10 protein-coding genes are annotated in these 12,533 nt (G+C 69.9%); 5 read left to right on the top strand and 5 right to left on the bottom strand.

The features are described from left to right. Positions 1–146: 146 nt before the first annotated feature. A complete protein-coding gene (locus tag ACFV9G_RS28500; protein WP_378732594.1) occupies positions 147–767 on the bottom strand; it encodes a TetR/AcrR family transcriptional regulator in 621 nt (206 codons plus the stop codon). A gap of 161 nt (positions 768–928) precedes the next feature. Here ACFV9G_RS28500 and ACFV9G_RS28495 point away from each other — a divergent pair, with 161 nt between their 5' ends. Genes ACFV9G_RS28495 through ACFV9G_RS28475 form a run of 5 tightly spaced genes read left to right on the top strand, consistent with a single transcriptional unit; the run spans position 929 to position 6,821 of the window. Continuing rightward, positions 929–2,137 carry an oxygenase MpaB family protein gene (locus tag ACFV9G_RS28495; RefSeq protein ID WP_378732592.1) on the top strand — a complete coding sequence of 403 codons (1,209 nt, stop codon included), beginning with the start codon at positions 929–931 and terminating at the stop codon, positions 2,135–2,137. Positions 2,138–2,165: 28 nt separating this feature from the next. Further along, positions 2,166–3,401, top strand: a complete 1,236-nt coding sequence (locus ACFV9G_RS28490) for an oxygenase MpaB family protein (protein WP_378732590.1) — start codon at positions 2,166–2,168, stop codon at positions 3,399–3,401. Between the two features lies 1 nt (position 3,402). Next, on the top strand, positions 3,403–5,691 hold the full coding sequence (locus ACFV9G_RS28485) for a molybdopterin cofactor-binding domain-containing protein (protein WP_378732588.1): 2,289 nt from the start codon (positions 3,403–3,405) through the stop codon (positions 5,689–5,691). A gap of 24 nt (positions 5,692–5,715) precedes the next feature. Next, positions 5,716–6,210 (top strand): (2Fe-2S)-binding protein, encoded by a 495-nt coding sequence (locus ACFV9G_RS28480; protein WP_378732586.1) that lies wholly within the window; start codon positions 5,716–5,718, stop codon positions 6,208–6,210. 20 nt (positions 6,211–6,230) lie between these two features. After that, positions 6,231–6,821, top strand: coding sequence for a TetR/AcrR family transcriptional regulator (locus tag ACFV9G_RS28475; RefSeq protein ID WP_378732584.1), 591 nt, complete (start codon positions 6,231–6,233; stop codon positions 6,819–6,821). A gap of 8 nt (positions 6,822–6,829) precedes the next feature. Here the strand turns inward: ACFV9G_RS28475 and ACFV9G_RS28470 are convergent, their stop codons facing one another. From ACFV9G_RS28470 to ACFV9G_RS28455, 4 genes are read right to left on the bottom strand one after another with little or no spacing between them, the layout of a single operon-like run. Further along, positions 6,830–7,810, bottom strand: a complete 981-nt coding sequence (locus ACFV9G_RS28470; RefSeq protein WP_378732582.1) for an NAD(P)H-dependent flavin oxidoreductase — start codon at positions 7,808–7,810, stop codon at positions 6,830–6,832. Beyond that, positions 7,803–9,962, bottom strand: coding sequence for a 3-hydroxyacyl-CoA dehydrogenase NAD-binding domain-containing protein (locus ACFV9G_RS28465; protein WP_378732580.1), 2,160 nt, complete (start codon positions 9,960–9,962; stop codon positions 7,803–7,805). Before ACFV9G_RS28465 ends, ACFV9G_RS28470 begins: the two co-directional genes overlap by 8 nt. A gap of 41 nt (positions 9,963–10,003) precedes the next feature. Beyond that, positions 10,004–11,212, bottom strand: a complete 1,209-nt coding sequence (locus tag ACFV9G_RS28460) for an acetyl-CoA C-acetyltransferase (protein ID WP_378732578.1) — start codon at positions 11,210–11,212, stop codon at positions 10,004–10,006. A gap of 31 nt (positions 11,213–11,243) precedes the next feature. Then, on the bottom strand, positions 11,244–12,407 hold the full coding sequence (locus ACFV9G_RS28455) for an acyl-CoA dehydrogenase family protein (RefSeq protein ID WP_378732576.1): 1,164 nt from the start codon (positions 12,405–12,407) through the stop codon (positions 11,244–11,246). Positions 12,408–12,533 lie beyond the last annotated feature (126 nt).

Raw genomic sequence — 12,533 nt, 5'->3', positions numbered from 1 at the left:
GGACGAGCCGACTCGGCGCGAATCTCGGTCAGGACGAGCCGACTCGACGCGAATCCCGGTCAGGACGAGCCGACTCGACGCGAATCTGGGTCAGGACGAGCCGACTCGACGCGAATCCCGGTCAGGACGAGCCGACTCGGCGGGGGTCAGGCCGGGGCCGATTCCTCGGTCAACGCCGGGACGGTGACGCGGACGAGACTGATCAGCGTGTCGCCGAGGAGCCGCTCCAGATGCTCGCGCGGAGTGGGCGCGCCGAGCAGCCAGCGCCGGGTGACGGTGGTCGCGAAGGCGGAGTAGCCGTGCAGAGCCGTGCGTACGGCAGGGTGCGACCGGACCGCGTGCAGCCCGGCGAGCTCGCAGATCTGGTCGACCATGCGCTCGATGTAGTCCTCCAGGATCACCGAGATCTCCTCGTCGCGGGACTCGCCGAGGAAACCGGAGACCGCCAGCCAGGCGTCCTTGCGAGCCACGACCATGTCCACCCACTCGGCCACGCTGCGGCCGATGCGGTCCTCGACGGTCGCACCCTCGACGTAGGCCGGCATGGGGAGGCGAGGCACGTCGACGAGCCGGCCGATGACGGCCAGATAGAGATCGCGCTTGGTCGGGAAGTAGTGGCTCAGCAGGCCACGGCTGACCCCACAGGCCCGAGCGAGCTCGGTCGTCGAGACGTCGTCGTAGCGCCGCTCGGCGAAGACGTGCGCCGCCGCCGCGACGATCAGGTCGCGCCGGCGATCGGCCTGCATGCGTACTCGCGGAGTTGCCATGTCCCCCATCCTTCCTCACCCGACCGGCTCACGCAGGCACAGGACACACTTTATCGGCAATCTGCCAATTACTACTGGCAGATTGCCGATAGTGGCTCTACGCTATCAGGGCCGAAGTGACGCGGATCACTTCGATGACTCGATGATGAGGAGTGGTGGCAGTGGCAGACCTCAGCAGACGAAAGCTCTTGATCGCGGGCGGAGCGGTGGGCGCAGCAGCACTGACGACCCCGCTGTGGACGTGGCCGGCCTCGGCCTCGATCGCCCGCTCCGGCGCGGGTGCCGACCCGTCGACGGTGTGGGACCCGGAGGCCGACCAGGTGGTGGCCGACCTGATCCAGCACGGCGACGTGGACGCCGTCAACGACGCCCTGCGCGGCTGGACGCGCAACGACCAGCCGACCCCGACCGCGCTGCCCAGCGACCTGTACGCCTTCATCGAACAGGCGCGTCAGCTGCCGTCATGGGCGAACGAGGCCAAGCTCGCCGACGCCTTCGAGTTCACCCAGCGCTGGGGCCTCTACCTGGGCGTCCTCTACGGGATGAACAGCGGCATGATGTCGACCGCGATCCCCCGCGAAGCCCGGGCGGTCTACTACTCCTACGGCGGCAGCGACATGCGCGACCGGATCAAGAAGACCGCCAAGCTCGGCTACGACATCGGCGTGAACGGCGCGTTCGGCCCCTCCGGCGAGATGATCGTGACCTGCGTGAAGACGCGCCTGATCCACGCCGCCGTACGCCACCTCCTCCCCCAGTCGCCGCACTGGGTGGCAGCCGCCGACGAGGAGATCCCGATCAGCCAGCGCGACATCATGGTGACCTGGCACAGTCTCGCCTCCTCGGTGTGGCAGAAGCTCGACGAGTGGGACGTCGAGCGGCCCGCCGACCTCAGCGAGGGCTACCTGCACGTGTGGCAGGTGACCGCTCACATGCTCGGTGTCCGCGACGAGTACATCCCGGCGACGTGGGGCGACGCGCTCAGCCAGCGCGAGCAGGTGCTGGTGCCGCTGCTGGCCCACACCGACGAGGGCGTTGCGCTCGCCGACATCCTGCTCGACTTCGGCGCCGAGATCGACGGGACGCTCTTCACCCGGCCCGCCCTGGAGTCGATGAGCCGGTTCATGCTCGGCGACCAGGTCGCCGAGTGGCTCGAGCTCCCCCGACATCCTGCCCTCGACACGACGATCAAGGTCGGCTGGCCCGTGTTCGTCGCCTTCCGCGAGTCCGGCCAGCCCCTCTCGCTCGCGCCACCGACCTACTGGATGTTCGACGAGTTCATCCGCAAGGCCGTGCTGCTGTTCCTCGCCCGCGGGGAGCAGATCAGCATCGAGATACCCACCGGCAACAACCCCGGCTACCCCAGCTGACCGACCCTCCTCGAGCCAAAGGAGCATCATGCACGAGCTCAGCCGACGTAAGTTCCTGGTCGCCTCCAGCATCGCGGCCGGCGCCGTCGCCTCCCTGGGCGGCCCGATGGCCGCCGCCCGGGCCGCCGTCCCGTGGACCTGGGACCCCGCCCTGTCCGTGGCCGGGAGCGGCACCGGCATCGACCCGCAGTGGCTGTGGGACGACGAGATCGACTACCTCATGGGCCAGGTCCTCAGGCGCGGCGACGTGCCCGCGATCAACGCCGCCATCCTCGACTGGAACCGCAACGACCAGCCGCTCCCGGACGGGCTGCCCGGGGACGTACGCGACTGGATGGCACGGGCGCTGCGTCTGCCCGAGTGGGCGGACATGGGCAAGCTGCGCGCCGCGGCGTCGTTCAACACCAAGAACGGGCTGCTCCTCAACCTCTGCAACGGGCCCGGCGGCGGGATGCTCTCGACCGCGATCCCCCGCGAGGCCAGGGCGGTCTACTACTCCAAGGGCGGCGCGGACATGGAGGACCGGGTCGCCAAGACCAGCATGCTCGGCTTCGCGGTCGGCGACCCCAACGCCTACGAACCCGACGGCAAGGCACAGGCGCAGGCGGTCAAGACGCGGATGGTGCACGCCGCCGTACGCAACCTGCTGCCCGAGTCGCCGCACTGGGTCGAGACGAGCGGCGGCCAGCAGATCCCGATCTCGATCGGCGACATCCTGATCACCTGGCACAGCCTGGCGACCTGGACGATGCGCAAGCTCGTCGAGTGGGACCTGGACATGACCTCCGCGGAGAAAGCGGGCTACCTCCACAACTGGCAGGTCAACGCCTACATGCTCGGCGTGCCCGCCGAGTACGTCCCCGCCACCTGGGCCGCCGCGAACCAGCAGTCCGACCAGCTGCTCGACCCGATCCTGGGGCCGACCTCGGAGGGAGTGATCCTGACTGACGTCCTGCTCGGCCAGCTCGCCGAGCAGACCAGCCCGGGATCGTTCTCACGACCCGCGGTCGACGGGCTGGCCAGATATCTCGTCGGTGACCAGATCGCCGACTGGGACGGCATCACGCCACGTCCGTTCTGGGAGTCGACGATCCGGGCCGCCTGGCCGTGGTTCATCAAGATCCGCCAGGGCGCGGTCAGCCTGCCGCTGGCGCCGGCACTGGCCTGGACGATCGACGAGGTCGCCCGGCAGTACCTGATGTTCTACCTGACCAAGGGACAGGGCACCGCGATCACCATCCCCGACGGCAACCGCACCTTCTGACGTGGAACCGCTGCGCAGGCGTACGTTCCTCGGCTACGTGCTCGCCGGCCCGACCCTGGTCGCGGCCGCCGAGCTCACCTCGGCAGAGCCGGCCAGGGCGGCCGGACCGGCGGCACCGGCGGCCGACGGGATCCCGTGGCCCGAGCCGACCGAGATCCTCGACCTCAACGACTTGATGACGGTGGCCGCGATCCCGACGGCGAGCCTGATCACCGTCGAGGTCGGCGCCGACGGCGAGGTGCGCTTCGCGCTCCCCCGCGCCGAGGTGGGTCAGGGGATCACCACGTCCTCGGCGATGCTGATCGCCGAGGAGCTCGGCGTGCCGCTCGACCGGGTCCACGTGAGCCTGGCCGACGCCCGTCCCGAGCTGCTCTTCAACCAGCTCACCGGCGCGTCGAACACCACCATCGCCACCTACACCCCGATCCGGGTCGCTGCCGGGATCGCCCGCGCCCGGCTGCTGGCGTCCGCCGCGGCCGAGCTCGGGTCCCGTGTCGAGGCGCTGACCATCAGCGACGGCCTGGTCGTGGGCGGGAGCCGGCAGATCCCGATCGGCGACCTGGCGGCCCGGGCCGCGAGCGTACGCACCGAGCAGGTGAGCGTGACCCTGAAACCGGACGCGGACTTCACCGTGATCGGCACTCCGCGCACCCGGGTCGACGCCCGCGCCGCGGTCACGGGACGCAAGCAGTTCACGATGGATCTCCAGGTTCCCGACGCGCTGCCGACGATGGTCTGCCGGCCACCGACCATCAACGGCACGGTCCGCTCGGTGGCCAACGTCGCGGACGTACGCGCCATGCCGGGTGTCACCGACGTGGTCACGATCTCGACCGGGGTGGCCGTGCGGGCGCGCACGTTCGGCCAGTGCATCGACGCGGTGCGGGCGCTGAGGGTGACCTGGGGCCCCGGAACCGCCGAGGGCAAGGACGACGAGGACGTGCTCGAGGAGCTGCGCCGCGCCGAGGCGCCGCTGGGCCTCCCGCCGCTGACACCGTCGGTGGAGGCGACCTTCACGTTCCGGTTCCGCAGCAACAGTGCCCTGGACACCAACTGCGCCATCGCCGACGTACGCCCCGACAGGGCCGAGATCTGGTCGTCGTTGAAGTCGCCGATCGTCGCCCAGGAGACCATCGCGGCCCGGCTCGGGCTGCCGATCCCGGCGGTCAGGGTGCACGTCACCCAGGGCGGCGGCTCGTTCGGCCGCCGGCTCTTCTTCGACGCCGCTCTGGAGGCGGCCGAGATCTCCCGGAAGATCGGCAAGCCGGTGAAGCTGATGTGGCACCGGGCCGACGACTCCCGTCAGGGCCGCGCGCACCCGATGGCGAGGTCACGGGTGCGGGCGGCGTACCTGGGTGGCACGGTGCTCGGCTACCAGCAGTCGCACACCAGCGTCTCGACCGACCTCGGCCACGGTCTCGGCGAGATCATCACGGCGCTGGCCGCCCAGATCCCGGTCGGCGACAAGGCCTTCTCCCAGGTCTTCTTCCAGCTCTCCCAGGCCATGCCCTACAACTTCGGGCCGGCCACGCGGGTGCTCAGGGAGACCGACAAGAGCTTCAACACCGGCTCGATGCGCAATGTCTACTCCCCGGACGTGACCTGCGCGCGCGAGCTGATAGTCGACCGGCTGGCCGCGAAGACCGGCAAGGACCCCTACCGCTTCCGCCGCGACCACCTGCACAACGCCCGCGACCGCGCGGTGCTCGACCGGGTCGCCGAGGCCGGCGAGTGGGGCCGGAGACTTCCCGACGGGGTCGCCCAGGGCATCGCCTTCCACGGCGAGTACCACTCCACCAGCGCGGTCCTCGTCGAGATCGACACGCGCCAGGAGACCGTGGGCAGGCAGGTCCGCGACGCCGTCACGGGACCCCGGGTCACCAAGGCGGTCCTGGCCGTCGACGTCGGCACCGTGGTCAACCCGCGCGGTCTGGAGGCGCAGATGATGGGCTGCCTCATGGACGGCATCGCCCAGACGCTCACCTCCAGCCTGCACCTGCGCGACGGACACTTCCTGGAGGCGAGCTGGGACAACTACTTCTACACCCGGCAGTGGAACACCCCGCCCGACGTACGCGTCATCATCGTGCCCGGCTCGGGCGAGCCCGGTGGCGCCGGGGAGCTCGGCGTGGCCGCCTCGATGGCCGCGGTCGCCTGCGCGTACGGCCGGGCGACCGGGACCATGCCGACCGACTTCCCCATCAACCACGGCACGCTCTCCTTCGAGCCCAAGCCGAGCGTCCCGCCGGTCCCGGCCTCGCCGACCGACGGCCTGACCTTCCTCCGTTGAAAGCCCCACCAGAAAGGGAGCCACGTGCCCACCCACACCTTCCGGGTCAACGGCGAGCAGATCAGTGTCGAGGCCGAGGACGACGTACGCCTGCTCTGGGTGCTCCGCGACCTGCTCGGCATCACCGGGCCGAAGTACGGCTGCGGGATCAACGTCTGCAAGGCCTGCACCTCGCACCTCAACGGTCGTGCGTTCAACCCGTGCGCCGTCCCGGTCGCCGACCTGGGGCCGGACGACGACGTCACCACGATCGAAGGGCTTCCCGCGAGCGTCGGCGAGGGTCCGGACGGCCTGCACCCGATGCAGCAGGCGTGGCTCGAGCACGACGTCTCCCAGTGCGGCTACTGTCAGCCCGGCCAGATCATGGCCGCGGTCGACCTGGTGCGACGCGTCTCGGCGGAGGGACGCACCGTCACCGACGCCGACCTGGATACGATCCGCAACATCTGCCGCTGTGGCACCTATCCGCGGATCCGACAGGCGATCATCGACGGGGCGGCACGGGTGCCGCAAAACTGAATCTGTATTAGAATTCATCCGTGGCATCGAAGTCCGAGAAGACCCGCAAACGCATCCTGGACGCGGCGGCGACCGTGCTCTCGCAGAGAGGATACGCCGGTATGCGCCTGGGCGAGGTCGCGGAGGTCGCCGGGGTCCAGGCGCCGGCGATCTACTACTACTTCGCCTCCCGCGACGAGCTGGTCGAGGAGGTCATGTGGGCGGGCGCCCACGACGTACGCGTCCACGTCGAGGAGGCCGTCGCGGCGCTCCCCGACGGCACCGCTCCTCTCGACCGGATCATGACCGCGGTCGACGCCCACCTCCGCTACGAGCTGGAGATCTCCGACTACGCGACCGCCTCGATCCGCAACGCCCGGCACGTACCCGAGGCGCTGCGGGACCGGCCGGCGGCCGAGGAGTCGCTCTACAGCCACATCTGGCGCGACCTCTTCGACGAAGCGAGGAAGGAGGGCGCGATCCGGGACGACCTCGACATCACGACGTTCCGGATGCTCCTGCTCGGTGCGATGAACTGGGTCGTGGAGTGGTGGCGGCCCGAGACCCGCAGTCTCGAGGAGGTGATCGCCGTCGCCCAGGACATGGTGCGACGGACGGTCACCTCCCCCTGACCACCGGGTCAGCCGAAACGCCCGACCGCCCGGGTCAGCACGTCCTGAGCCTCGGCCACGATCCGGGTGACGATCTCGCCCGCGGGCGGGACGTCGTGGATGAGGCCCTGACACAGGCCCGTCGACCAGATGCCGGCCTCCAGGTCGCCCTCCTCGAAGACCAGGCGCCCGCGAGCGCCCGCGACGAGGGACTGCACGTCGGGGAACGTCCCGCCCTCCTCGAGGATGCGTACGACCTCGTCGCTGACCGCGTTCTTCGCGACTCGCGCGGTGTTGCGCAGCGGCCGGAAGATCAGGTTGGTGTCGAGCTCGCTGTTGGCGACGATCTGCTCCTTGACCGACTCGGCGACCGGCGACTCCTGCGAGCACAGGAACCGGGTGCCCATGTTGACGCCGTCGGCGCCGAGCACCAGGGCCGCGGCCAAGCCGCGGCCGTCGGCGAACCCACCCGATGCGATGAACGGGATGGTCAGCGCGTCGGCGGCCGCCGGCACCAGCACCAGGCCGGGTACGTCGTCCTCGCCCGGGTGGCCGGCGCACTCGAAGCCGTCGATCGAGACCGCCGCGACGCCGACCTTCTGCGCCTTCACCGCGTGCCGGACGCTGGTGCACTTGTGGATCACGGTCACCCCGTGCTCGGCGAAGAACTCCATGTGCGGCTCGGGGCTGGATCCCGCGGTCTCGACGATCGTGACACCGGAGTCGACGATCGCGCGCCGGTACTCGTCGTACGGCGGCGGGTTGATCGAGGGCAGGATGGTCAGGTTGACCCCGAACGGCTTCTCGGTGAGCTTCCGGGTCCGCTCGATCTCCAGGGCCAGATCGGCCGGCGTGGGCTGGGTCAGCGCGGTGATGATGCCCAGCCCGCCGGCCTCGGAGACGGCCGCGGCCAGCTCGGCGCGGCCGACCCACATCATCCCGCCCTGCACCACCGGGTGGTCGATGCCGACCAGCTCGGTGAACCGGGTGCTGAGCCGCGACTCACTCATAGAGCTCACCCCGCTCGGCCCGTTCGACCAGCGAGGCGGGCGGCAGGAACCGCTCGCCGTAGGCCGCCGCCAGCTCGTGGCAGCGGGCGACGAAGCCGGGCAGGCCACCGTCGTACTGGTTGGCGTACTGCAGCACGCCTCCGGTCCAGGCCGGGAAGCCGATGCCGAGGATCGAGCCGACGTTGGCGTCGGCGACGCTGGTCAGCACGCCCGCGTCGAGGCAGGCGATGGTGTCGAGCGTCTCGGCGAAGAGCATCCGCTCCTGCAGGTCCTTCAGCGGCAGCTGGGTCCGGCCGGAGCCGTAGTGCTCGCGTACGCCCGGCCAGATGCCGGCGCGCCTGCCCTCGGCGTAGTCGTACCAACCGAGGCCGTCCTTGCGACCGGTCCGGCCCTGGGAGACCATCCAGTCCGAGACCGCCTCAGCCGGGTGCTCGATCCAGACACCGCCCTCGGCCTCGGTGGCCGCGCGGGTCTCCAGCCGGATCTTGCGAGGCAGGGTCAGGGTGAGCTCATCGAGAAGCTGCAGCGCCCCGGCCGGGTAGCCGGCCTGGAGCGCGGCCTGCTCGACGCTGACCGGCTCGACACCTTCACCGACCGCGGCGACCGCCTCGTCGATGAACCGGCCGATCACCCGGGAGGTGAAGAAGCCGCGGGAGTCGTTGACCACGATCGGGGTCTTGCGGATCTGCAGGACGAAGTCGAACACCTTGGCCAGGGTCGCATCCGAGGTCTGCTCGCCGCGGACGATCTCGACCAGCGGCATCTTGTCGACGGGCGAGAAGAAGTGGATGCCGATGAAGTCCTCGGAGCGCTTGACCCCTTCGGCGATCACGGTGATCGGCAGCGTGGAGGTGTTGGAGCCGAGCACCGCATCGGGCTCGACGACCTCCTGGATCTCCTGGAAGACCCCCTGCTTGACCTCGACGGACTCGAAGACAGCCTCGACGACGAAGTCGACACCCTCGAAGTCGGCGGGGTCACCGGTGGCGATGATCCGGGCGAGCAGGGCGTCCGACTTCTCCTGGGTCGTACGTCCCTTGGCGAGCGCCTTGGCCTCCAGGGCGCGCGCGTAGTCCTTGCCCTTCTCGGCCGCCTCGGCGCTGACGTCCTTGAGCACCACGTCGATGCCCACCTTGGCGCACACGTAGGCGATCGCGGCGCCCATCATCCCGGCTCCGATGACCCCGACCTTGGTCGCCTGGAAGCGCTCGTAGCCCTCCGGGCGGCTGGCCCCGTCGGTGATGTGCTGCTGGTCGAAGAAGAACGCCTTGATCATGTTCTTGGCGACCTGGCCGTTGGTCAGGCTGACCAGGTAGCGGGTCTCGATCTTCGAGGAGGTGTCGAAGTCGACGTACGCACCCTCCACCGCCGCGGCAAGGGCGGCGCGCGGCGCGGGCATCGGCGCCCCCTTGAGCTGCTTGCGCAGCAGCGCGGGCAGGGCCGGGAGCATGCCGGAGACGCCGGGGCTGCGTACGTCCCCTCCGGGGAGGCGGAAGCCCTTGACGTCCCACGGCTTGACCGGCGCCGGGTTGTCGGTGATCCACTGCCGCGCCCGGGTCTCCATCTCGGCGGCGTCGGCGACGACCTCGTCGACGATGCCGACCTCGAGGGCCTGGTGAACGTTGAACCTGGTCGCGGGCAGGATCACCTCCTGCAGGGCCTTGGCCAGGCCGAACATCCGGACCATGCGGGAGATGCCGCCGCCTCCGGGCAGCAGCCCGAGGCTCACCTCCGGGACACCGAAGCGGCTGGAGCGGTCGTCGAGGGCGATGCGGTGGTGGGCGCACAGGGCGACCTCGAGCCCGCCGCCCAGCGCGGTGCCGCCCAGCAGGGCGACGACCGGGCGGCCGTTGGTCTCCAGGCGGCGCATCCAGTCCTTCATCCGGTCGATGTAGGCGGTCTCCTCGGCTGCGCGCGAGGCGTCGCCGGCGCGGAGCCGGTTGAGGTCGCCGCCGGCGAAGAAGGACTTCTTGGCGCTGGTCAGCAGCACGCCGGTGACGTCGTCGTGCTCGGCCTCCAGGCGGGTGACGACCTCCTCGAGGCCGATCATGAACGCGTCGTTCATGGTGTTGACCGACGACTCGGGGTCGTCGAGGGTCAGGGTGACGATGCCGTCGGTGCCGCGCTCATAGCGGATCCCGGACTTGGTCATGGGGGTGTGTCTCTCTTTCTCGTCAGGCTCGGCAGGCGTCGTCAGACGCGCTCGATGATGGTGGCGATGCCCATGCCGGCTCCGACGCACAGCGTGGCCAGGCCGCGGTGGCCGCCGGTGCGCTCGAGCTCGTCGAGCACGGTGCCGAGGATCATGGCGCCGGTCGCGCCCAGCGGGTGGCCCAGCGCGATCGCGCCACCGTTGACGTTGACCTTCTCGTCGGGGATCTTCAGGTCGCTCTGCCACTTCATGACCACGGCGGCGAAGGCCTCGTTGAGCTCGAACAGGTCGATGTCGTCGACGGTGAGGTTCGCCTTGGCGAGGGCCTTCTCGGTCGCCGGGGTCGGGCCGGTGAGCATGATGGTCGGGTCGGAGCCGGTGACGGCGGTGGACACGATCCGAGCCCGCGGGGTGAGCCCGAGCCGCTCCCCCACCTCCTTGGTCCCGATCAGGACCAGCGCGGCGCCGTCGACGATGCCGGAGCTGTTGCCGGCGTGGTGGACGTGGTCGATCTTCTCGATCCAGTGGTACTTCTGCAGCGCCACCGCGTCGTAGCCGGCCTGCTCGCCGGCGGCCGCGAAGGATGCCTTCAGGGCGCCGAGCGAGTCGACCGTCGTGCCGGGACGGCGGTGCTCGTCGGTGTCGAGGAGGGTGACGCCGTTGACGTCCTTGACCGGCACGACCGACTTCGCGAACCGGCCCTCGGCCCAGGCGGTCTCGGCGCGCTCCTGGGAGCGCGCGGCGTAGGCGTCGACGTCCTCGCGGGAGAAGCCCTCGATCGTCGCGATCAGGTCGGCGCCGATGCCCTGGGGCACGAAGTAGGCGTCGTAGGAGGTGGTCGGGTCCTGGGCGTACGCTCCGCCGTCGGAGCCGATCGGCACCCGCGACATCGACTCGACGCCGCCGGCCAGGACGAGGGTCTCGAACCCGGAGGCGACCTTCTGGGCGGCCAGGTTGACCGCCTCCAGGCCGGAGGCGCAGAACCGGTTGATCTGTACGCCGGCCACGGTCTCGGGCAGACCCGCGACCATGGCGGCGGTGCGGGCGATGTCGCCGCCCTGCTCCCCGACCGGGGAGACGACACCGAGGACGATGTCGTCGACCACGCTCGGGTCGAGGCCGGGGTTGCGCTCCCGGATCGCATCGATCAGGCCGACCACCAGGTCGACCGGCTTGGTGCCGTGCAGGGCGCCGCCGCGGTTCTTGCCACGTGGCGTACGGACGGCGTCGTAGATGAAGGCGTCGGACACGGATGCCCCTTTCGATGAGTGGAGGACGGTCTCAGAGACCGAGGTCGCGGCCGACGATCTCTTTCATGATCTCGGTCGTGCCGCCGTAGATGGTGGTGATGCGGGAGTCGAGGTAGTCCTGCGCGATCCGGTACTCGAGCATGTAGCCGTAGCCGCCGTGCAGCTGGACGCAGCGGCCGACGACCTGGACGTACTGCTCGGTGGTCCAGAACTTCGCGGCGGCGGCGTCGACGGCGCTCAGCTCGCCGCGGGAGTGCCGGGCGAGGAGGTCGTCGATGTAGGAGCGGCTGACCCGGACGGCGGTGACCATGTCGGCCAGCTCGAACCGGGTGTTCTGGAACGAGCCGATCGGCTTGCCGAAGGCCTGGCGCTCCTTGACGTACGTCAGGGTGCGCTCGAGCACGCCCTCGGAGGCGGCGACCGCGTTGGCGGCGATCGAGATCCGCTCCTGGGGCAGGTTCTTCATCAGGCCGAGGAACCCGCTGCCGTCCTCGCCGAGCAGGTTGGCGGCCGGGACGCGTACGTCCTCGAAGAAGAGCTCGCTGGTGTCCTGCGCGTGCAGGCCGACCTTCTCCAGGTTGCGGCCGCGCTTGAAGCCGGGCATGTCGGCCTCGATCACCAGGAGGCTGATGCCCTTGTGCTTGTCCTCGCCCGTACGCACCGCGGTGACGACCAGGTCGGCGTTCTGCCCGTTGGAGATGAAGACCTTGGACCCGTTGACGACGTAGTCGTCGCCGTCCCGGACCGCGCTGGTGCGGATGCCGGCCAGGTCCGACCCGGTGCCGGGCTCGGTCATCGCGACCGCCACGATCAAGTCGCCGGACGCGATGCCGGGGAGCCAGCGCTGCTTCTGCTCGTCGTTGGTCAGGTCGGTGAAGTAGGGGATCACGATGTCGTTGGAGAGCCCGACACCGGCGAGGCCGTCGGAGACCGGGTGCCGGGCGAGCTCCTCGCCGAAGATCGCGTTGAAGCGGAAGTCGCGGGTGCCTCCCCCGCCGTACTCCTCGGGGATGTTGAAGCCGAGCACCCCCGCCTTCGCGGCTTCGATGAAGAGCCAGCGGTCGACCTTGCCCTCCTTCGCCCAGCGTTCCGCGTTGGGGGCCGCGTGCTTCTCGACGAACGCACGGGCGGTCTCCCGGAATGCCTCGTGGTCCTCGTCGTACAGGTTGCGATCCGTGGGGATGGCACCGCTCATCAGCTTCTCCGATCTGCCGTTTTTTAAATCGTATTAGATTTTAAAATGGTGTCAAGAGTCGGTCCCATCCCGCGCGCGCTCGCACGACAAAGGCGCCGGCATTTCCCCGCACATGCGGGGAACTGC

Source organism: Nocardioides sp. NPDC059952 (genome assembly GCF_042730435.1).
In the GTDB taxonomy this organism is placed as follows: Bacteria; Actinomycetota; Actinomycetes; order Propionibacteriales; family Nocardioidaceae; genus Nocardioides.
This window is presented reverse-complemented; position numbering and strand designations above follow the sequence as displayed.